The sequence below is a fragment of the Geminisphaera colitermitum TAV2 genome (assembly GCF_000171235.2).
In the GTDB taxonomy this organism is placed as follows: Bacteria; Verrucomicrobiota; Verrucomicrobiia; order Opitutales; family Opitutaceae; genus Geminisphaera; species Geminisphaera colitermitum.
In genome coordinates this window covers 71,646-91,771 of the sequence record NZ_ABEA03000161.1, presented here as the reverse complement: position 1 = coordinate 91,771, position 20,126 = coordinate 71,646, and the positions used below count along the sequence as shown (strand labels likewise).

Below are 20,126 nucleotides of genomic sequence, written 5' to 3'. Positions count from 1 at the left end.
GCATTTCTCCCGGAGGGCGGGTCTCCCGACCCGCCGGACGCGGCACAGCCGCGCCTTTCCGATTTCCGGAAGTGCGAGGCTCGCGCTTACGCACGAGCCTCGTCGGCGGGTCGGGAGACCCGCCCTCCCCTATATTCCCTCAGCGCACCAGTTCGACCGAGGCCACCTGGAATGTCACGTTGACCATGCCCGCGGCCCCGCGGTCCTGCTGGATCGTCAGTTGCTCCAAGGCCAGATAGGGCGCGCGACCCGCCAGTTCGGCATAGAAACGAATCACCGCCGGCATCTCCGCGCGGCGGCTGGATACCCGCACGGAGTGAAACGCAAACTGGCTGGTGCGCTGTGTAGTGGGCGAATCACTACTCACTTGCAGGCCGGCGTTGCCCGCCAGCGCCATCACCTCGGCCACCAGCTTGGTCGCATCGTAGGTGCTGTCGGCATCGAGATTGTCCACGGCGGTGGTCGCGGCCGCCTCGATCACGGCCCGGTTGTCCAGCAACACCTGTTGCGTGGCCAGATCGGTGCCGGCAACACGCCACGCACGGTAATTGGTCTGCAAACGCTTCGTGGAACCGCTTAGCCAGATGGCCATCACCACCACGACAAACGCGAGGACGAGGAGTTTTTCACGAAGATTGCGGGAGAAAAAATAGGATTTCATGGGAGGGTTCAGCTTTTCAGTTTTTCCGTTTTCAGCTTGTCCGCCGTCGCAGCGGAACCGCCTGGCAGGGGCGTAGGAATGTCGGCCCCTTCGATGTCCGCCGGGCCGCCGGCAGGCGGAGTTTCGGGAGGCTCGGGTTCAGGAGGAGGCGTCAGGCCGGGCAAGATCACTCGTTTGATAACAGGGGGAGTGGCTCTGGCTGGCGCAGTGGGAGCGGGCGCGGCAGGCTGCACCGCCGGTTCCGGAATGCTGACGGGTTCCACTTCGACGGTGCCTGCCGCGGGCACGGGGGTGAGGGGGACGGGCGTGGGAGCGGCTTCCGCAGGCGGAGGCTCGGGCTTGCGCGCCCCAGGGGGCACGACGGGCGCCCCATTGGCGGCGCGCAATGCATCGGGCTTGAAGGCGAGCGTGATAATGAAGGACGTCAGACCTTCGCTGGAGCGATTGATGCGTGTCTGCTCGCTGGCGATGGCGGGCAGGTTGCGCAGCACTTCTTGATAGGTGCTGACATCGGCGGGTGTCTTGCTTTGCGCCTCGATTTCGAGCTCGGTGGCGCTGCGGGTGACGACGCGCAGGAAGGTGATCGACTGGGGACGTCCGGGGTTGATGAGCGCGAGCATTTCAAGCGGCATGAGCCGGCGTTCGGAGAGTTCGCCGATGCGCTGGGCCAGCCCTTGCGCCGTGAGCAGGTGCTCCACGTCGGAGGTCTGGGCTGCGATACGCGCCTGGCGTTTGGTCGCCTGCCAGCGCAGGAGGCTGGCTCCAACCTCCACCAGCGCGGCCCCGATGATGAGGCATATGATGAGTTGCACGCCGCGCCACAGCCAGTTGTCACGGCGCGCGGCTCGTTCGCGGGCGGCAAGGAACTCGCGGTCACGCACGTCGGCCATGTCGAGATCGGCCACACGGAGAACAAACGGGGAGTGCGCGCCGGTGACGCCGCCAATGGTGCCGGTGCCAGCGACGCGGAGTTCCACGTCGCCGTCGTCACGAACGGCACCGTTCAACGGGCCTTGCACGACCGTGACCTCGGCATCGGCGGGGAGTCCGGCGCGGGCACACAACTCCGCGGCAAATTTTTGTTGATCGGCCCCGAGGCATTCGCGGACGAGAAGCACGGACGGGAGCGCCTCGCCGTTGCGCCAGGCCAGGCCAGTGATGCGCGCAGGGCCTTGGTGCAACACCACGCCGTCGCGCTTGGGCCGCGAGGCGAGGAGCGGGAGGAATTCGGGCAGCACGGAACCGGTCTGCTCCCACGTGGCGGTTTCGTCGGCGGTGAAGCGGCGGCGGTAGGCCGCGTAGGCGAGCGCCGATTTGCGGTCGGGAGCGGTGACGTATCCGTAATAAAGCTGCGCAGGGCCAAAGGGTGAAAGCCCTTCGAGCGCCAATATCACCTGGTCCTCCACGGAGGTGTCTTCGGCCAGCGCAATGGTCCGCACGAAGAACCGGTCGCCGGGCAGCAGGAGCACGGGTTGCGGCCCGGTGTTTTCCGGTTCGGGACCATCGGGCGAGAGTGTGGTGGGAGCGTCGGCGGCGGACGTTAAATGCGGCGATGACATTGAGGTGAGTGAAGAAGAGTGGACGTGAATGTTGAGAGATTAAATTGAAGAGGTGGACCTGACAGTGGCGGCTCTGGCGGTGGCGACGGGAGCGGCGGTGGTCGTCCCGGCCCCGGCGTCGGTCTCGTTGTTCTCGTCGGCGGAAGCCGGGGGGCCGTTGTCTTCGAGGATTTCGAGGATCGTGAAGGGATAGTTCAATGTTTGTTCGCTGGTGGAGGACGAAGAGGTGGAGGAGCCGGAGGTCGTGGCTCTGCCGGAATTGGAGGCGGTTCCCGTTCCCCCGCGAGTCGCGCCGCTGTTGGCAGTGTTGCCTGAGCCGCCGGTGTTGCGACCGCCAGTGTTGCGACCGCCGCCCGCGCCCGTGGCGCTGTTGCCGCTGCCGGAGGCGTTGGCATTGGTGGCGGTGGTGCTGGTGCTGGTGTTGCCCCAATAGCCGGTGGCGGTGGTCGAGGTGGACGGAGCGGCGGTGATGTCGGGGAGGCTGACGCCGTCCTCAAGGGCAAGCAGGACTTGCAGACGCGATACCGCGACGCCTTCACGGACGGTCACAAGGACGCGCAGGCAGCGGATTTCGGCGCCGAAATATTGGTAATCGGCATAACCCTGCGCGATGCGCGCGGCTTCTTTGACGTCGCGGAAAAAGGGGAGCGTGCCGCTGGGGGGGGGGGTGGTGCCGTCGTTGAATTGTTGCAGGCGCTGGATTTGGTATTCGTCCATGCCGGCCATGGTGAGCAGGCCGGGACGGGCGGAGTTGATGTTGGTGCTGCCAAAGCTGTAGAGCGACATGCTGTCCTGAAATACTTCGCCGAAGGGCGTGAGCCGGCCGGTCTCCGCGTCGATGAGGTAGTCGCGGACGATGGCGATGGCGGCGACTTCGTCCCACGAGCGGGGGGAGCGTTGGGGGACTTTGTGCGGGAGGGGCTCGCGTTCGTAAACCGAGGGGGCGGAGTCGAAGTTGAGCGCGTTGTGGTCGGCCTTGGTCCAGGCGAGCCAGGCGTCGGCAAAGCGCTGGGCGTCGCGGGTGAGCATGTTCTGCTTTTCGCAGAAGAGGATGAGTTTGTTCTGGTCGATTTTGGGGAGGGAGAGCTTGCCGCTTTCGTCCTCGAAGGTGATCTCCACGGTGACGCCTTCGCGGGGCACAAGGCCGGCGTAGGTGTAGGGGTCGGCCCAGCCTTGGGCAGGGGCGTAGAGTTTGTCGCCATCGATGGCTTTGACTTCGGCCATGACGGCGAGGGTGAGTTCGAGGGCGGCGTAGGCGTCGTCACGCAGGCGGTGGCGGTCGGCCTTGCGGGCGGCGAGCAGGAGGTCGAGCGAACTGGCCTCCATGAACTTCATAATCATGAAGGAGGCCAGCAGTAGTGTCACGAGCACTACAATGATGATCGAGCCGCGGGTGCGCGGGACCGGACACCCTTTATTCTTCATTCTTAATTCTTCACTCAAAACCATGTGGCCCCCTCCCCTTTGCCCGGCAGTGTGAAGGATGTTTCGATTTGCATGTCGTCGCGTTTGAATCGCAGGCGCAGGCGGGCCGGCAGTTTGTATTCGCCGGAGGTGGTGTCTTTCTCGATCTCCTCCTTGGTCTCCCAGCGTTTGAAGTTCTCGTCGTAATAATCGTAACCGAGCGACACGATGAAGGGCGACACAACCGTGGCGCGCGGCGGGTCTTCGTCGTAACGTTCCTCCAGGCGCGACTGCCAGAGCATCACGAGGCCGCGGCGTTCGACGACGCCGAGGGAGCAATCCACGTCGGGCAGGGGGCGTCCGGGCCAGGTTGCGAGCCGTCCTGCGTCGCGCTGGGTGTAGAGGATGCGCACGGCGTTGCCGCCTTCGGGCATGCGGACTTCCGCCACGCGCAGGCCACCCGCGCCGGGGCCTTCGATGCTGGAGCGCAACGTTTCCTGGACGTAGCGGGTGACGGCGCGCGCGTGTTGATCGAAAAGACGCTCGTCGCCGCCTTTGCCCCAGGCTTCGGCCATCGAAAAGACAAAAATGTTGAGCGCCACCATCAGCATCCCGAGCAGCGACAGGGCGAGGACCATCTCGATGAGCGTAAAGGCGCGCGCGCGCCGCTGCCGCGGTGCGCGCGAACATCCAACGCCGAACATCCAACATCCAACATCCAACAGCGAACGGCGAACAGCCAATGAACAAGCCAATGGCGCGGCAGCGCCTGGCTTGGGTGTTGGATGTTGCCACATTGGATATTGGATGTTCGGCGTTGGATGTTGGATGTTCACGGCGTTCACGGCGGTCATCGCATTCTGGCGCGTTCGTCCTCGAGACGTTTTTTGGCGTCGTCGCGGAGTTTTTTGCGGTCGGCTTCCTCGGACCAAGTTGGACGCAGGAGGGTGAAGGTTTCCGTCATGGTGACGGTTTCCTTGGTGTCGGGTTTGGGCAGTTCGACCTCCAGCACGGCGGTGAACAGGTCGCTCACCGGCGTCGGCTCCACGGTGGCTTTCCAGCGCGCGGTGCGGTCGCCGGGGAGAACAACGTCGTCGCCTTTCTCGACATCCTCGAGCTTGGCCGTCTTGAGAAACTGGATACGCACCCAGTGCAGATCGTCGTCGGTGGTGTCGGTCTGGCGAATCGCGGCGTTGGCCGAGAGGAGGTTGACGTAGGCCGAGCCGAGGACGACGGAGGCAATGGCAAAGATGGCCAGCGCCACCAGCACTTCGATCAGGGTGAATGCGGGGGGGGGGGGGCGGGGGTTCATCGGGCGTTGGGATCGGGGGGCAGGGCGGCGCAGGTCCAGGGGTCGATGACGAGGACTTTGCGGACGTTGCCGCGCTGCACTTGCACGCGCACGGGGGCGCAGGTGCCGTCGTTGAAAAAACGCAGCGAGTTGACGGGGGTTTCCTCGACCTGCCCGCCGAGCAACACGGACTGCGCGCCCTCGGCTTTGATGAGGCGCACTTTCACGCCCTCGACCTCCGGGAGTGTTTTGCTGTGGCCGTTGCCATAAAAATAGGAAAAGCCCTCGTCCTCCGTCACCAGATCGAGCGTCATGCCGTCCTCCACGGCCTTCAGCCGCACGGTCTGGAGGAGGGCGAGGAGGGCTTCCTCGGGGTCTTCGGTTTGCGAGGCGTTAAACAGGGCGGAACTCCCGGTAATCATCACGCTGCTGATGAGCCCCATGATAAGAATGACCAGCAGGACTTCAACGAGCGTGAAGCCGCGCGCACGTCGCTGACGCGACGTGCGCGAACGTCCAACGTCCAACATCCAACATCCAACATCCAACATTCGATGTTGGAGGTTGGGCGCATCGGGCACGACGGGCGAACTGCCAGCGACGGTCGATACCTTCACAGGTTGCCACATTGGATGTTGGATGTTCGGCGTTCGATGTTGGACGTTCGCGCCCACGGCGCGTTAGTCCTCCCAGTTGCCGATGTCGTCGGCGGTGTCAGGCTGGCCGTCCGCTCCCATCGAGAACACGTCGTAGCCACGCGGGTTTTTCGTGCCGGGGTAACGGTATTGGTAGGGGCGTTTCCACGGATCTAGCGGCACTTTGTTGCCTTCAAGGTAGGGGCCCTTCCAACCGGTTTTGTTTCCCGGATCGGTAATCAGCGCCTGCAACCCTTCGGCTGTGCTTGGGTAAGTTCCCATGTTGATGCGGTACTGGGTGAGCGGCGTCTTGATCGATGAGTTAACAAAGATTTTGGCCGTGGATTCGTTGGCTTCGTCGAGCGTGCCTCCAATACGAGTGAGCACGACACCGACCAGCAGGCCGATGATCGCAATGACCACCAGAATTTCGACGAGCGTAAACCCACGGCGGGCGGCGCGAGAATCGCGGAAAGCGCGGGCGGATTGCCCGGAAAACGAGGAGCAGGCGATACGGGATGAGGTTTGCATAATCATGGTTGAGAAAAAGAGGCGGCGTTGGATTGCCGGGGAGTGGATGGATTTCGCGCGCGGGGGGGGGGGGGGGGGAAGCCGCTCAATTGGCTGGCGCCGGTGCTGCGGGAGCGGGGGCGGCATTCGTCGCGTTGCCCTGCTGTGCCGCCTGTCGCTGAGCCCGGCGGCGGGCGACTTCGGCTGCGATGGCCTCGAGTCGCTTGGGATCGATTTGCGCACCGGTGCGGGGTGTGGCGTTGGGGCCACCCGGTTGGAACGTGCGCACGCCCCGCGGGTTGCTTGCCGTGGCGACTGGGGCCACCGGAGCATTGGCGATGGTGGCGGCCTTGAGTTTCAAGCGCACGGTTTTGCCCGCCTGTGTGACGGTGAGGGCGCCGTCATCGGCGTCGAAGGTCTTGATCGCGATGGGGCCGCTTTCCTTTTCGCTGACCCAACTGGATTTTTGCACGGTCGGGTCATAGAGACTGAAGTAGCGCACACCTTGGTCCACGATGTAGCCGCGAAACTCAAGCGCCTGCGGGTCCGCCTCGGCAGACGCGCCCGCCTCCGGGGCTTTGCCAAAAGGCGGATTGTCGATCAGTGTTTGCAGGTCGATGGTTCCGCCCGAGACCACCGGCGGCGCGGCGAGGAAAAGAGCGGCAAACAACGCGCCCGACGCGGCTGCAACGAGGGCTGGAGAGGTATGGAATAAACGTGTAAGAATCGAGGCGATCACGACGGGCGATGTGCAGAAAACGATGATGAGTGGATGCTAAACGAGAGACGAAGACTGTCGGGAATTGGGCCAGCCACCGGGGCGTCTGGCAATAGCAACTCTTGACGCCATATGCAGGTCAGGGGTTTCAGGGCTGGCTGCGCGGGTTGCAGTGTTCATCACTGTCTGGCGGAGAGGGAGGGATTCGAACCCCCGGTTGGCTTTCACCAACACCTGATTTCGAGTCACACAGCCCCCGTTTTTACTCGTTTTTATTTATTCGCAAAAACAAATTTCACGAGGGGAAACGTGGGGTTTACAAAAGAACACAGATAAATGAATTGATAAATTGAGAAAAAAGGGGGTAGAACAGGGGTAGATCATGCCCAAGGAATCGACCACGTTTTGGACCAATCGCGGCGTCCGCTGTTACCGCCTCACGAAAAAAATGCCAGACGGCACCGTGCACATCGCAAGCAATTTCACGATGCGAGTGAAGCGCAACGGGCGCATCGTCTATTTCGCCCTCCCATCCACCAAAAAGGATGCTGCCGACGAGGCCAACAAGATCGACCGCTTCCTCGAACTCCGCACCAACACCCTCGACATGGCTATCCAGCGTTTCGACCCGGATCGGTGGGAGCGGCTTCACCCCACTGCCAAGATTGCCACCGTCGGCGACATTCTGGCGGCGCACAAGGCGGCGGAAAAAGCCCTCGGCCTTGAAGAAGTCACCGCCAAAGACTACCGAAACAATCTCGTCCTCACCTTTCGCCAGGCTCTCGCCCACCGAAAGAAAAAGAAGCCGTCCGAGATTCCGGAGGAAACCATCCATGCCATGAGCATCGGCGAGTTCACGCACCGGCTCGTCTCCGATTTCAAAATCGCCCGCGTCTCCCTCGCCGGCGATGACAAGGCGGCGCAGGAGGTCAAAAAACGCTCCGTCAACGCCGTCGCCCGTTCGGTTGCATCCCTGTTTGGCAAGGAAGCCCGCAAATACTACTCTCACCTCACCCTGCCTGCCGATCTGGACAATGTGCTTGAGTCGATGCCCTACGCGAAGACGGCAAAAACCAAATACAGGCTCCCGTCGGTGAGCGTCATCATGGACGTTTACAACGGGGCAGGGGATTTGCGGGCCCTTGAGAATAAAAACGATTACCTTGCCTTCCTTCTGGCCGGGCACGCCGGCCTGCGCAAAAACGAAATCGCAGAAGCAGTGGTGGAATGGATTGAGGATGTTCCTGGCGGGCTTCCCCGCATGTGGGTGAAGGCAACCCCTACATTTAAGCCAAAGGCAAAGGATGAAGGATGGGCGGAGATTGCTCCTTGGGTTGCCGATGAAATCAGGGTCTTCTCTCCAAAGTCCGGGCTTATTTTACAGGACAAGGACGAAAAGAGCCATGAGCGAACGGTCGCTGTCTTCAAGCGCCTCAACGCATGGCTCGAAGCCAAAAAGCTCCTGTCAGGCAAGGGCGCTCGACGCGTCCACGAGCTGCGCAAACTCTTCGGATCCTACATCGCCAACACGCGCGGCATCTACAAAGCGCAGAAAATGCTTCGCCACTCCACGCCGCAGATCACCAGCGACACCTACGCCGACGTGCATCTTGACGATGCGCTGAAAGACATTTGGGAGAAGCGGCCAGCGTGGGCGACGGGCATTAAGTGAATTTCTTTCACGAATTTACGGAAAACAACGAAAACTAACGGTAAACACCTGTTTTGTGTTTTCGTGGGGATTTTGAAGGGAACGAAACACGGATAAAGACAACGGTGAATCCCTTTCCCTCCCTGACGGAAACCCCCTCACGGAATCCCCCCTATAAGGGGGGATTCCGTGAGTGAGGGGGATTTCCGGCAGGCGGGAGGGTGCAGGCGGATGGGGAGGAAGCTAGGGGTTGTATTGCTCCAAGATACGTCCGAGCGCAGGATCAGTTTCATCGGTGTATTTGGGGTTCGAAAAATGCCGCTCAATGGCCACTTCGACATCATAGGGGAATACGCCAAGGTTCTTTACCTGAAAAATCATCTCCTTAACGGCATCTTTCCATAATTTCCCGTGTCGGATAGGTTTGCGAAATTCGAAACCTACGCGGGCATGGGCTAATTCATGGACGAGTGTTATGAGGAATCGGTATGGGTTTTTTTCATTATTGAGTGTTATTACGGAAGTGCGTGTTCGAAAGTTGGAACGGCAATCTCCCAATTTTGTTTTTCTTGGGGGAACAATTCTGATCGTAGCGCGATAGTATTCGGCCCAAGAGACGAGCAAGGGGAGTGCTTCTGTCGGGATCGGGGTTTTCAATAGCGCAGAAGCGTCAGGCACTGAAGGTGATAATGTCTCCCCTTGATATGTCATTTCGGTCAATTACGTCGATGGTTAAGCCTACACTTTCGCCCATGAGTGCTTCTTTCAGAACTTTCCTAAAGCCTTCAATGGCCAGAATGGTGACCTGTTTGCTCTCCCCCGATGGCTTCTTAAGATAGAGCACATCTCCTTTGCGGACCGCCCCCTTGGATACAGTACCGGTTACAATCGTGCCGCGCCCTGTGATTGAAAAAATGTCTTCCACACAGAGCTCAAAAAATGGTTTTTGATCTGCACTCATTGGGCGATCCTCCCCGATTTTCCTGCCCACTGCTTGAGAATCTCATCAAGATTGATACCGCTCTCTTCGAGGCTACTGATTTGTTCTTTCGTCAGTCTTGTCGGCGTTTTTTTAGTTTTGGTATGCCCTCTGGAGCGGGCAGGAGAGGATGCAGCGGGCATTGAGATGGAAGCGTCTGCGCGAAAGGTTTCATGCAGACGGGCTATTTCCTTTTCTTTCGCTTGGAGGAGTGCGTTGAGCACTGCATTTTCTTTCTCCAGTTCGAGGATTCGGATATTTGCTTTCTCCAGATTATCGTAACTCATTTTTTTTGCGTTGGTTGCGTTTAGACTGACGGTGTCATCGAAAAGCTGCTCGACACTTATGCCGAAAAATTCCGCAATCCTGTGCTTGGTATTTGGATGCGGGTTCTTGATTCGTCCTGTAACTATTTTATGGATACCCGCATATTCCATCCCGACTCCAGTGGCGAATGCACGGATGGAAACCCCCCTTGTTTTTAGCAGGTGAGAAATTTTTTCACTGTAATTCATTTGTGGGTAATAGCTTGCAGGAGTGATGTATTTTTTATGTTGTTTTGATGTAATTTTGCTCTTTCTGTGCTCGACAATGACACCGCACAGAAAAAGCAAAGTTGCCCCTACCAGAATAATCACTGCGCGCAATAAAAGACCCCGCCTAAGCGCGCAGGCTCGCGCCCGCCAGGGCCGGAAGCCCAAGGACATCGCCGTCCGCATCCTCGCCGACCGTTGCGAGGTCAGCTACAATCACGCATGGCGCGTCGCCACCGGCCGCCGGATCAGTCACTACCTCACCGCGCAGCTCGTCATCATTCGCGCCGAGTTGGCCGCGCAAAAGCAGGGGGCAGCATGAGCATTCCCGACAAATACGAACTGCATATCGATGACTTGCCCCAATTCTTCCCTCCTGGAGAAGGAAATCGCATGGGCATCATGACGATTTATGGGAAGGTGGGGAAAGAGGGGAAGCTGCCCATCTCGTTCGAGAGATTTTGCCGTCACTGCATTGTGCTCATGGCGAATGACAATATCATCAGGCATAAAGACGGTAATTATTACCGTCCGAAGGCTGGGCCTGTGGTGAAAAATGCATCCCTTATATCTTCCCCCGCCAGTAGGCGGAGAAATGGATGCATGGGAAAATCGATGGGCTTTCAGATAATAAACAGCCCAAGGAAGGTGGCTACACTGGAAAGATACGCCGTTATCTTTGATGCTAATGATGCAGGCACCATCATCGGAACACGCGCCGATATAATAAAGAGGCTGCGCCAGCTCGCCAATGCAATGGAGACCGGTGATGGAGCAGTGTGGGGCGAAGCCATCCTTACCGGCCACGAGCTAAATGCCGCCGATTACGCCCCCATTTCTAAAAGCCGTAAAAAAAAATGAGAACCGCCCCTGCCATCATCATCGACAACGACGTGATTCCCGTCCGCCCGGACTCCGGGCATGAATACACGATCGAAACCTCTCTTGTAGCCAAAGGCTACGGCATCGCGGAGAATGTTATCCGCAACCACAAGATGCGTCACGCCGACGAACTCATCGAAGGCAAACACTGGGTTGTCACAAATAGTGACACCCTTGGCGGCGCCCAGGAAATGACCCTCTGGACGAAGCGCGGCGTGATCCGCCTCGGCTTCTTCATCCGCTCGGTCCGCGCCCGTCGCTTCCGCGACATGGCGGAAGACCTGATCATTGACCGCGCCGCCGAGGTTGCCGCCAGCCGCTCCGTGCAGTTGCTCGCGGAGACGGTCGGTTCGCAGGTCACGGTGCTGGAAAACTTCGCCGCCCGACTCACCCGGCTCGAATCCGCAAGCCACACCACCGCCACCGACTCTCCGCAGCCGACCCTTCCGCCGTCAACGAACGCCCACACCACAACCATACGCTGCACGATCATGCTCGTCAGCCTTGCCATCACACTCAGCGGACACCCCGTCGCCAGACTCACCATCGCCCAAGGACGCACCACCACCAGCCTCATTACCTTTGAAGGCGTCGCACTCGACGCCAACCAAAAGCCCATCACTACCAGCCCCCTGCTACTGGAAGGCACGGTGATCCAGACCACTATCAGGTCGATGGTCCGCATCACACGCCTCCCCGACGGCACTCGCGTGCCCGACCTCGCCTCTCCCCCCGCCTTCGTTGCCACCGACATCACCGCAGCCATCCCCGTCGAAGACATCTAGCCTGTATCCACTTTTTAATTATGTCCACCGAACTCACCACCGCTCCCCAGGAACGCGCCCTCACCGTGTGGGCCAAACCGACCACACAGGAAAAGATCAAGGCTCTCGTGCCTGCCACCATGAGCTTTGATCGTTTCGCGCGCCTGACGACATCGCTCATCCACCGCAATCCCGAACTCGCCAACTGCGAGCCCGTCTCCTTCTTCGCCTGCCTCTCCGACTGCGCCACCATAGGCGTTTATCCCGATCCCGTCACCGGCCAAGCATACCTCATCCCCCGCTGGAACAGCAAAAAACAGATCAAGGAATGCACCTTGCTTGTCGGATACAAGGGGCTCCGCACGATTGCCCTCCGTTCCCCCGACATCGTTGACATCTGGACGGGCGTCGTCCGCGTCGGCGACACGCTCAAGCTCATCAAGGCTCCTCGTCAGGAAATCATCCATGAGCCCCTTCCGGATGAAGCCGGCGAAGTCATCGGCTACTACTCCTGCTCCTCCCTGCGTGGTGGCGGCACAAGTTACGAATGGATGCCCGTCGCCACCGTGCGCAAAGTCCGCGACGAGGCTCTTGCCAAAATCAAAGAGGACTGGAAACGCGAACAGTCACCGTGGGTCACGTGGGAAGAGGAAATGGGCCGTAAGACCGTCCTCCGCCGTCACTTCAAGTCCCTCCCCCTGCGCCCCGAGGATCAGGAGGCCGTCCAGCGCGAACTGGATGACGACCTCAAGAACGTCACCGGCACCGCCCCCGAGGATGGCGCGGCTCCCCCCGCCGGTGAACTGCCCGCTGCACGTCCCAAATCTCCCTCCCGGCGCGGAGGAGCCGCCGCCGCGAAGCAGGTCACTACCGCCGATGCGGGGGCCGATGAAGATCCCACGCCCCCCGAACCTCCGCCACCTGCCGCGGCAGGCGACACCACCATCGAGGCCGAAGTCACGACGGTTGCCGCCGCTCCCGCCGCTCCCGCTGCTGAATCCCCACCGCCCGCGAGACGGCAACAACAGCCCCCCCCCTCCCCTGCCCCGGAAGCGCCGCCCGACAAAACCGCCGCCGCCCCCGAGATCGTCCCCGGCGTCAACTTCCACGGCTTTCACGGCAAAGCATGGCCGCAGGTTCTGCGCCTCACTATTCAGAAAGTTTCCCTCGCGGTGACGCAGGCTGGAAAACCCCTCGCCAAACTCCAGGTTGCCACCGAAGGCTTCGCCGGAGAAATCCTCACCTTCGAGGGCGTCGGTATCCACGATGCCACTCAAAAACCCATCATCCTCACCCCCTTCCTCAAGGAAGGCTCTGAGATCGAGGCCAACATCACGGCCAAACTCCGCCCCTCGAAAGAACGTGACGATGCTGGCAAGCCCAAGCCCGACCTCACCAAGCCCCCCATGCTCTTCGCTGATAGCGTCAGCGAAACCACACAGGTCGAACAATTCTAGTATCCGGTAATCCACCACAACCATATCGCCTGCCCCGGCAGGCGTAACGAAAATGCAAACCGCACCCGCAGCTACTGCTTTGCCCGCATCCCCCGGCCCCTCGCCCACCGCCATCACCGTCACCGGCAACCTCCCCGCCGTCCCGATCATCGTCGTCGCCTCCGACGTCATGGACCGCATCCACGAGCTCGTTGCCTCCGCCGCCGCCGTCACCATCACCGACGCCGCCTCCGCCTCCGCCGCTGGCAAGCTCCTCGTCGAAGTCACGGACATCGTCAGGACCATCGACAAAGCGCGCCTCAATCTCAAGCGCCCCTTCCTCGACATCAACAACGCCATTCAGGACGCCGCCACCCGCGCCACCACTCAACTTGCCCCCGCCGAACGCGCCCTCCGCTCCGTCCTCTCCAAGTGGAAGGACGAATGCGACCGTCGCGCCAAAGAGGAAGAGCGCCGTCGGCAGGCCGAACTCGCCCGCATCGCCGAGGAACAGCAAAAGGCTGCCGAGGCTGCTGCCGCCGCCGAAGCCGCCCGCCAGGCAGCCGAGGCCGCCGCCAGCGCCCCCGCCCCGTCAGCCGCCGCCGACTCCGACTTCGTCGAAACAGACCTTGAAGGCATCGACATCATGGCCGCCGAAGTCGCCTCCGATGCCGCCGCCCGCCAGCAGCAGGAACTCGCCGCACGCGCCGCCGAGCTCGCCGCCACCCGCCCCCAACTCATCCCCGCCGCGCCCGCCGGTATCCATTACCGCATTACGCTGAAACACACCGTTACCAACGTCCACCTCCTCCCCACCGACCTCGTCATTGTCACTCCCAACGATTCCGAAATCCGCCGCCGCTTCTGCGTCGGCTGGAGCGAAGGCACCCCGCTTCCGTCCATGCCCGGCATCCGCTTCGAGATTGAAAAGCTCCCCATCGTTAACAGCCGCCGCCGTTGATCCGCCATGCGCGTCAAACTTCCTCCCAACACCCGCCGCGCCGCCCACGACGCCCGCAAAAACGCCGCCAAAGCCGCGCCCGCCTCCCTCACGCCCGAACAGCATGAGGACATCCGCAACACCATCGTCACCACCCTCGCCACCCTCGAACGCGAAACCATCGACGCCAGCCAGCTTGCCGCCGCCTTCGTCCTTGATGCGCCCATCCCGATCCGCCGCCTCATCGGACTCTACGGCTCCCGCTCCACCTTCTGGAAGTGGGAAAAAGACGGCCTCCCCGTCCGCACCGTCGAAGGCCTTGGAGCCTCCGTCGTCCCCAGCCAGTTCAAAAACTACCTCCTCAAAAAATTCGGCACCATCAATCCCGCCGAAATCAACCGGTCATGAAACACCGCATCGCCGCCGTCCGCTCCGATTGGGACACCAAGCCCGCCGGCATCTACATGACGCCCTACGACCGCCCCGACCCTCACTACACCTCCCGCGTCGTCATGCTCGATGCCGACGATCCGCGCGTCGCCGCCTTCCTCGCCAAAAACACCGCGCCCTCGAAGCGCCAAAAATCCGCCCGATGAATACGCATACAACACAAACCACAAAAGACTGCCGCGCGCCCGTCCATCTGGCTTCCGGCAAGGAGTTCGTCTGTGCCTGGACTGCACTCGCCAGCGAAATTTACGCCATCGGAAAAGCATCCGGCTTCTACGATCACGCGCATACCGATCCAGAGTTCAATCACGCGGAAAAACTGGCGCTCATGCACAGCGAACTCAGCGAGGCGCTTGAGGGACTGCGCGACGGTCCGTTTCCCGGCAAGGCGGACGACAAACCCACCTATCGCCCGATGGTCGAGGTCGAACTGGCCGATACGATCATCCGCATCATGAACTACGCGACGCACTGCGGCCTCAATGTCGCTGGCGCCCTCGTGGAAAAGGCGGCATTCAATGCAACGCGCGGCCACCGCCACGGCGGGAAGCGATTCTAGCCCGATGAACCTCCCTGCACGCCCACGCTTCCGCGCCTCCAGCGTCCCGCAGCTGCTCGCCTGTCCCGCTGCCGCCATCCTTGGGGCCATCGTCAAGCCCTCGCCCGATTCCGCCGCCTCCCTCCTCGGCACATGGTGCCACTGGCGCGCGGCCCGCACCCTTGCCGATGAGCACGGCGCCACCGCTCCCTCAGACGGCCTGCCAGAGCCCCAAATGCCCGATGGCTGGACCCCCTCCGGCTTTGAAAACTGGATGGTCGATTACTACCTCGGCACTGTCCTCACCTCCACCGACGCCGACATGGCGATTGAGGTCGAGGCCGAGATCGTTGCCGACTTCGACCGCTTCGACCTCACCGGCCACATCGACGCCTTCGGCATCACCGCCGACGCCACCGAGGCTGTTGGCTTCGACCTCAAGACCGGCTCCGAACTCGTGGACGAAGCCGAGCAAAACGCCCAAGTCCTTTCCTACATCGTCCTTCTCTACCGCGCCTACCCCACCCTCCGCCGCATCACCTTCGCCATCGTCCAGCCCCGCAACAACCCCGACGAAGGCATGGAGCGCGTCACCTGGGCCACCGTTGAAGGCCCGCAACTCGACGGCGTTACCTCCTACCTCGAACGCGAGCTCAACCACGTATTGAAAAACCCAAGACAACTCAACTCCGACGGCTGGAAGCAGTGCCGCTACTGTCCCGCCGCCGGAAAAAAATGCCCGGCCATCGATCAGGAAATCAAAATGAAACTGCAACTCACCGACGAACACATCGCCGCCATCGCCGCCGAACCGACACTCGAACACATGCTCGACCTCGAAATGGCGCGCAAAAAACTCGTGCCCATCCTCGAACGCGCCCACGACGCCCTCAAGACCCGCGTCCGCGCCGAGGGAGAGTCCATCGCCGCCGGCCATCGCATCTTTATCGAGACCCGCAACAGCGGGCGCGAAATCACCGATCAGGCCAAGGCTGCCGAAATCCTCTCCGACCTCTCCGACGACCTCTATCACCGTTGCCACAAGCACATCCCCGGCGAGATCGAGCGCGTCCTTGCCGAAGCCGAGACCGTCCGCACCGGTAAAAAAGTCCCCATCGACTCGAAAGACCCGACCAAAACCTCCGGCAAGAAACTCTACCGCGACCGCCTCGGCCACCTCACCGAAATGAAAACCTCAGAATGGCTCCGCATCGCCCCCATCTGACCATGATCGACTTCACCCTTGACCTCATTCCGCCCAACAAAACCGCCCAGCAAAAAGGCGAACGCATCATCACGCCCAAGGACGGCAGTGGGCAATATATTCTCCACTACCAAAAAGCCTCCCTCGCCGATATTGAGCGCGCCTACTGCACCCTTCTTGTCACCCACCGTCCGCCCCAGCCGCTCGCCGGATTCGTCCGCTGCCATCTCACCTTCACCTGGCCTTGGCTCGCCAAGCACACCAAAAAACACCGCGCCTTCGGTTGGTATCCACACGGCGGCAAACCCGATTGGGACAACGCCGCCAAGCTCTTCTGTGACTGCCTGAAAACCGTTGGTTTTTTCCAGCGAGACGACGCCCAAATTTTCGACGGACGCCTCATCAAAGGCCACGGCGACCGCCCCGGCATCCGCGTCCGACTCTCCGAATGGCACCCCGGCCAGACCCTTTCCTCCTAACCTACCATGCCTAAAATAATCGAAATCACCGCCGGCGACCAAGCCGGTTTTAATCATCCGTTCGAGCAATACTCGAACTTCAAACCGTCCATCACGCTCCGCGCCGTCCTTCTCGACGGCGAGGATCCTGTGAAGGCCATCCAGAACCTCCAACGTGATGCGCACGACTGCGTGGAAGCGGAGAAGGACCGCATCCTCAAGCACCTGGCTATCGAGCACGCCGTCGAGCGCACCGAGGCCATCATCAGCAGCAGGCGGGCGCAGATCGCCAACGGCGAGAAGCTGATCGCCGAGGATGATGCCAAGTCGGAGGAAGAGCGCAGAGAAAACTGCGCGTGCGTGGTAGGCTACGACCCGGTGGCCGATGCCCGCGAAAGCATCGAGACGTGGCGGGCGGAATTGGCCGCGTATCAGGAGCGCCTTCACCTGCTGGAATACGGCACTCATCCCGACGACCTGCCGCCGATCTCCGTCTAAAATTTTGGGCGGCGGCATGGTGTCCGGGGAGACCCCGGAACGGGCCGAGGCATGTCCAGCCGAGTATGCCCAATGAAACACCGCCGCTCATCCATCATAAAAACGTATCCAAAATATCATGTCAAAAGTCGAAATCAACAGGGTTGCCGAAGTCGTCCAGCGCCACGAGGTCGAGCCCGAAAAAATCCGCGCCATCATCGAAGAGTTGAACGCTCTGGCCCAACCCGAAGCGGATGGCGAAAAAGAGCCCGCGGTCAAAAAACAGTGGTGCATCCTCATTTCCGATCCCGAAGGCACGCTCCCCGAAAACGACCTGACGGGCTGGGTGTTGCAGATTCCGGAAAACGAAAGCGTGCTCACCACGCAGGAGCGCATCCACCGCGCCGCCTACGAGTTCAATACCACGAAGAAAGGCCGGGTGCTCCCCGCCGAGACGATGGGCGATGCCATCGAGAATATCCCGTCGAAGCACTTCAAAGAACAACAAGTCTGGGTGAAAACCAAAGTCCCCGTCCTGATGCTCCGCACGGATAACGAGATTCCGATGGAGAAAACCGACAAGGACACCCGCCGCCGCCAAGGCGACGTGTAGCCCCTTTCACGCGCCCGGCTGATTCGTCGGGCGCACAACCAAACACCATAAAACGAATACACATCATGCCGCTACAACCACCATCCGCCGTCGAGAAACCCGCTCCCGAAATCAAATCGCTCATCAACAACCTTGAGGCGCTCACCGAAGAAATCCACGCCCGCGCAGGCCTGCTGAGCGAACGTCTCCGCCCGATTTCCACGATGCCGGAGCCTTCCCCGGGGAATCCCGTTGCCGATAAGGAACGCAGCGTCGCTGCCGATCCTTCTTACCGCGTGGACGATCACATCCGCCGCATCACTCACAAGGGAGGGTGCGCGCTGGGTGTCATCAACGACGCAATTTCCCGCCTCCAAATCTGATGCGCACCGTCGATAACATGCTGGCGGACCACATGGCCCGACTCAACCGCCGTCAGCGGCACGCTCTTGCCGAGCGTGTCGCGTGGGTTCTCGCCGCTCTCGCTGTCGCCGTCGGGCTCATGCTCATCGGGCGCTACATCTGAAGATGTATCCAAAACCGCGAGACGACGAAAACCGGGCCCAGCGCGAACGCGAAATCCACGCAGACTTCCTCGAATACCAATCACTCATCAACGACGGCCCCATTGTCCGCCCCCACCGATCTCCACCTCTCATGTCCGACTCATCCATCACACCAAAGCTCGATCTCGCCTCCATCATCAACCGACTGGAGACAGACGTCCTCGCCCTCGAATCCGCTCGTGACATCGTTCATTATGGTGGCACCTGCAAAAAAACCTTTGCCGAGGACATTCGCGCCATTATCGCACACGCCCGTCGTGCCGAAGCCGCCGAGGCGCTGGTGGCGGAGAGTCAGAAGGCTCTCGCCTTCGCCGCATCATGTATCAAGAGCGGCGAGCCGTGGACCGACACCTGCGAGCGGGTGATTGGTGCCGCCCTCGCCAAGACACCCGCCGACATGGGCGCGGAGTTGAGGCAGTTGCGAGAGCTTACCGACCCTAACCGGGCGTTCGTGCCGAAGGAGGATTATGACGCCATCCTCGAACGCGTGAAAAAGATGGATGCTTATGAGCATCAGAGTGCCGAGCGATTGGGTGAATTGTCCGGCATCAATGAAGCTCTTCGCGCCCGCGTATCCAAACTCGAACGCGACCTCGCCGAGGACCGCGACATCGCCGAGGCGGAGGCGCAAATCGACTCCGATGAAAAGAAGGCGCTCAACGCCGAGCTTGCCAAACTCCGCAAGGACAAGGCGCGGCTGGACTGGCTGCTGTCTCACGGCTACGGCGCAGACACCGAGGCGGGCCGGATCAACCTTTCGGTAAGCACTGCCCGCGACGCCATCGACGCCGCCATGTCAGCAAAGGAGGGCGCATGAGCACGCAAGCCACCCTCCATTTCGGCGACTGCATCGAAGGCATGGCGACGAAACTCGCCCCCGATTCCATTGACCTCTGCGTCACCTCCATCCCTTTCGGCGCGCTCTTCATGTATTCGGGCAAGCGCGAGGACATCGGCAACAACCGCGACTGCCTCATGGTCGAACGCCATGCCGACATGCTCGCCGATCAGTTCGGCCTGCACATGCGCTTTTGGGTGGCGCAACTCCTCCGCGTGATGCGTCCCGGTCGCAACATCTGCATCCACATCCAGCAACTATTAAAATACGCCAACCAGCACGGGGCGATGGGACGTCGCGATCTGCGCAACGCCACCGTGCGCATGATGGAACTCGGCGGCTTCGAGTGGAAAGCCGAGTTTGCCATCCCCAAAAACCCGCAGGCGATGGCGCAGCGCAATAATCTGCACTGCCTCATGTTTGCCACGGGCAAGCGCGACGCCGTCGATCTGGGGCCGGCGCCCAATGATTTCGTTCTCGTCTTCCAGAAGCCCGGAGAGAACGCGGTCCCCGTCCCCGCGTTGCGCGATGAAAACGCCAATCCTCGCGGATGGGTGGCGACGGAAGAGTGGATAAAATGGGCCTCCGGCGTGTGGGACGACATTCGCGAGACCGACGTCCTCGACGGCTGGAAGTCCGCCCGCGAGACCGACGAGGAGCGGCACGTTTGCCCGCTACAACTCGAAGTCATCCGGCGCTGCGTGAAGCTCTACACCAACCCCGGCGAGCTCGTGCTGGATCCCTTCATGGGCATCGGATCGACCGCCTATGTATCCGTTGAGCAAGGACGGCGCGCGGTCGGTTTCGAGCTCAAGGAAAGCTATCACAACCTTTCCATCCGTAATCTCGAAAAGCAGGCGCACGACATGCGCGAAGCGTCGGTCGATCTGTTCACGATGGCGGGGGCGGGAGGTGCGGCATGATGTGGCATGCTCTGTATCTGCTGTTGTCACTTGGCGAGCGTGCCAGCCGGACCGTCGCCAGAGGCTTCGACTCATTGGCTGCCAAGTGTCGCCGTAGGCAGACAACACTTGTTATCC

28 protein-coding genes are annotated in these 20,126 nt (G+C 61.0%); 17 read left to right on the top strand and 11 right to left on the bottom strand.

The genetic code is table 11. The annotated features are described in order from the left end of the window. Positions 1–139 precede the first annotated feature (139 nt). From OBACDRAFT_RS18390 to OBACDRAFT_RS18355, 8 genes are all read right to left on the bottom strand, one after another. The gene (locus tag OBACDRAFT_RS18390; protein WP_043588127.1) at positions 140–661 is read right to left on the bottom strand and encodes a GspMb/PilO family protein; all 522 of its coding nucleotides are present in this window, start codon (positions 659–661) and stop codon (positions 140–142) included. 8 nt (positions 662–669) lie between these two features. Beyond that, positions 670–2,220, bottom strand: coding sequence for a hypothetical protein (locus tag OBACDRAFT_RS18385; RefSeq protein ID WP_052362228.1), 1,551 nt, complete (start codon positions 2,218–2,220; stop codon positions 670–672). A 39-nt stretch (positions 2,221–2,259) separates the two neighbouring features. After that, a complete protein-coding gene (locus tag OBACDRAFT_RS18380) occupies positions 2,260–3,645 on the bottom strand; it encodes a general secretion pathway protein GspK (RefSeq protein WP_052362227.1) in 1,386 nt (461 codons plus the stop codon). A gap of 14 nt (positions 3,646–3,659) precedes the next feature. Continuing rightward, entirely contained in the window at positions 3,660–4,460 is an 801-nt protein-coding gene (locus tag OBACDRAFT_RS18375) for a prepilin-type N-terminal cleavage/methylation domain-containing protein (protein ID WP_232767371.1), read from the bottom strand. A gap of 14 nt (positions 4,461–4,474) precedes the next feature. Beyond that, positions 4,475–4,936 (bottom strand): PulJ/GspJ family protein, encoded by a 462-nt coding sequence (locus OBACDRAFT_RS18370; protein ID WP_043588125.1) that lies wholly within the window; start codon positions 4,934–4,936, stop codon positions 4,475–4,477. Next, the gene (locus OBACDRAFT_RS18365; protein ID WP_052362226.1) at positions 4,933–5,544 is read right to left on the bottom strand and encodes a prepilin-type N-terminal cleavage/methylation domain-containing protein; all 612 of its coding nucleotides are present in this window, start codon (positions 5,542–5,544) and stop codon (positions 4,933–4,935) included. Before OBACDRAFT_RS18365 ends, OBACDRAFT_RS18370 begins: the two co-directional genes overlap by 4 nt. Before the next feature lie 51 nt (positions 5,545–5,595). Next, positions 5,596–6,081 (bottom strand): type II secretion system major pseudopilin GspG, encoded by a 486-nt coding sequence (gene gspG, locus OBACDRAFT_RS18360; protein ID WP_052362229.1) that lies wholly within the window; start codon positions 6,079–6,081, stop codon positions 5,596–5,598. Between the two features lie 85 nt (positions 6,082–6,166). Beyond that, positions 6,167–6,799, bottom strand: coding sequence for a hypothetical protein (locus OBACDRAFT_RS18355; RefSeq protein WP_232767369.1), 633 nt, complete (start codon positions 6,797–6,799; stop codon positions 6,167–6,169). Positions 6,800–7,160: 361 nt separating this feature from the next. Here OBACDRAFT_RS18355 and OBACDRAFT_RS18350 point away from each other — a divergent pair, with 361 nt between their 5' ends. Continuing rightward, positions 7,161–8,450, top strand: a complete 1,290-nt coding sequence (locus OBACDRAFT_RS18350) for a site-specific integrase (RefSeq protein ID WP_043588122.1) — start codon at positions 7,161–7,163, stop codon at positions 8,448–8,450. A gap of 222 nt (positions 8,451–8,672) precedes the next feature. Here OBACDRAFT_RS18350 and OBACDRAFT_RS28485 read toward each other — a convergent pair whose 3' ends face one another. Genes OBACDRAFT_RS28485 through OBACDRAFT_RS18340 form a run of 3 tightly spaced genes read right to left on the bottom strand, consistent with a single transcriptional unit; the run spans position 8,673 to position 9,923 of the window. Then, entirely contained in the window at positions 8,673–9,086 is a 414-nt protein-coding gene (locus OBACDRAFT_RS28485; RefSeq protein WP_157837172.1) for a hypothetical protein, read from the bottom strand. Between the two features lie 13 nt (positions 9,087–9,099). Beyond that, complete coding sequence (locus OBACDRAFT_RS18345; RefSeq protein WP_043588121.1) at positions 9,100–9,390, bottom strand: EF-Tu/IF-2/RF-3 family GTPase; 291 nt, start codon at positions 9,388–9,390, stop codon at positions 9,100–9,102. Then, positions 9,387–9,923, bottom strand: coding sequence for a helix-turn-helix domain-containing protein (locus OBACDRAFT_RS18340; RefSeq protein WP_157837171.1), 537 nt, complete (start codon positions 9,921–9,923; stop codon positions 9,387–9,389). Before OBACDRAFT_RS18340 ends, OBACDRAFT_RS18345 begins: the two co-directional genes overlap by 4 nt. A 76-nt stretch (positions 9,924–9,999) precedes the next feature. Between OBACDRAFT_RS18340 and OBACDRAFT_RS18335 the strand changes: the two genes are divergently transcribed. The 16 genes from OBACDRAFT_RS18335 to OBACDRAFT_RS18265 all read left to right on the top strand — a co-directional run bounded on the left by OBACDRAFT_RS18335 (position 10,000) and on the right by OBACDRAFT_RS18265 (position 20,009). Then, positions 10,000–10,263 carry a hypothetical protein gene (locus tag OBACDRAFT_RS18335; protein ID WP_043588119.1) on the top strand — a complete coding sequence of 88 codons (264 nt, stop codon included), beginning with the start codon at positions 10,000–10,002 and terminating at the stop codon, positions 10,261–10,263. Beyond that, on the top strand, positions 10,260–10,802 hold the full coding sequence (locus OBACDRAFT_RS18330; RefSeq protein WP_043588118.1) for a hypothetical protein: 543 nt from the start codon (positions 10,260–10,262) through the stop codon (positions 10,800–10,802). Before OBACDRAFT_RS18335 ends, OBACDRAFT_RS18330 begins: the two co-directional genes overlap by 4 nt. Then, positions 10,799–11,608 (top strand): BRO-N domain-containing protein, encoded by an 810-nt coding sequence (locus tag OBACDRAFT_RS29015; protein WP_043588117.1) that lies wholly within the window; start codon positions 10,799–10,801, stop codon positions 11,606–11,608. Before OBACDRAFT_RS18330 ends, OBACDRAFT_RS29015 begins: the two co-directional genes overlap by 4 nt. 20 nt (positions 11,609–11,628) lie before the next feature. Continuing rightward, on the top strand, positions 11,629–13,044 hold the full coding sequence (locus OBACDRAFT_RS18320; RefSeq protein ID WP_043588116.1) for a recombinase RecT: 1,416 nt from the start codon (positions 11,629–11,631) through the stop codon (positions 13,042–13,044). Positions 13,045–13,096: 52 nt separating this feature from the next. Next, positions 13,097–13,984: a hypothetical protein gene (locus OBACDRAFT_RS30875; protein WP_157837170.1), complete on the top strand. Its 888-nt coding sequence runs from the start codon at positions 13,097–13,099 to the stop codon at positions 13,982–13,984. 6 nt (positions 13,985–13,990) lie between these two features. Further along, positions 13,991–14,371 carry a hypothetical protein gene (locus OBACDRAFT_RS18310; protein WP_043588114.1) on the top strand — a complete coding sequence of 127 codons (381 nt, stop codon included), beginning with the start codon at positions 13,991–13,993 and terminating at the stop codon, positions 14,369–14,371. Next, complete coding sequence (locus OBACDRAFT_RS18305) at positions 14,368–14,559, top strand: hypothetical protein (protein ID WP_043588113.1); 192 nt, start codon at positions 14,368–14,370, stop codon at positions 14,557–14,559. The genes OBACDRAFT_RS18310 and OBACDRAFT_RS18305 overlap by 4 nt, the downstream gene beginning before the upstream one ends. Beyond that, positions 14,556–14,972 carry a nucleoside triphosphate pyrophosphohydrolase family protein gene (locus OBACDRAFT_RS18300; protein ID WP_052362224.1) on the top strand — a complete coding sequence of 139 codons (417 nt, stop codon included), beginning with the start codon at positions 14,556–14,558 and terminating at the stop codon, positions 14,970–14,972. Before OBACDRAFT_RS18305 ends, OBACDRAFT_RS18300 begins: the two co-directional genes overlap by 4 nt. Positions 14,973–14,976: 4 nt before the next feature. Beyond that, a complete protein-coding gene (locus tag OBACDRAFT_RS18295) occupies positions 14,977–16,176 on the top strand; it encodes a DUF2800 domain-containing protein (RefSeq protein WP_043588112.1) in 1,200 nt (399 codons plus the stop codon). Between the two features lie 2 nt (positions 16,177–16,178). Then, positions 16,179–16,634 (top strand): RusA family crossover junction endodeoxyribonuclease, encoded by a 456-nt coding sequence (locus OBACDRAFT_RS18290; protein WP_043588111.1) that lies wholly within the window; start codon positions 16,179–16,181, stop codon positions 16,632–16,634. Between the two features lie 6 nt (positions 16,635–16,640). Then, positions 16,641–17,111: a hypothetical protein gene (locus OBACDRAFT_RS18285; RefSeq protein WP_043588109.1), complete on the top strand. Its 471-nt coding sequence runs from the start codon at positions 16,641–16,643 to the stop codon at positions 17,109–17,111. Between the two features lie 118 nt (positions 17,112–17,229). Further along, the gene (locus OBACDRAFT_RS18280) at positions 17,230–17,703 is read left to right on the top strand and encodes a hypothetical protein (RefSeq protein ID WP_043588107.1); all 474 of its coding nucleotides are present in this window, start codon (positions 17,230–17,232) and stop codon (positions 17,701–17,703) included. 65 nt (positions 17,704–17,768) lie between these two features. Continuing rightward, positions 17,769–18,065 (top strand): hypothetical protein, encoded by a 297-nt coding sequence (locus OBACDRAFT_RS18275; RefSeq protein WP_043588106.1) that lies wholly within the window; start codon positions 17,769–17,771, stop codon positions 18,063–18,065. Next, positions 18,065–18,208 (top strand): hypothetical protein, encoded by a 144-nt coding sequence (locus tag OBACDRAFT_RS28480; RefSeq protein WP_157837169.1) that lies wholly within the window; start codon positions 18,065–18,067, stop codon positions 18,206–18,208. Before OBACDRAFT_RS18275 ends, OBACDRAFT_RS28480 begins: the two co-directional genes overlap by 1 nt. A gap of 2 nt (positions 18,209–18,210) precedes the next feature. After that, a complete protein-coding gene (locus OBACDRAFT_RS18270) occupies positions 18,211–19,065 on the top strand; it encodes a hypothetical protein (RefSeq protein ID WP_043588103.1) in 855 nt (284 codons plus the stop codon). Then, entirely contained in the window at positions 19,062–20,009 is a 948-nt protein-coding gene (locus tag OBACDRAFT_RS18265; RefSeq protein ID WP_052362223.1) for a DNA-methyltransferase, read from the top strand. Before OBACDRAFT_RS18270 ends, OBACDRAFT_RS18265 begins: the two co-directional genes overlap by 4 nt. Positions 20,010–20,126: the final 117 nt, after the last annotated feature.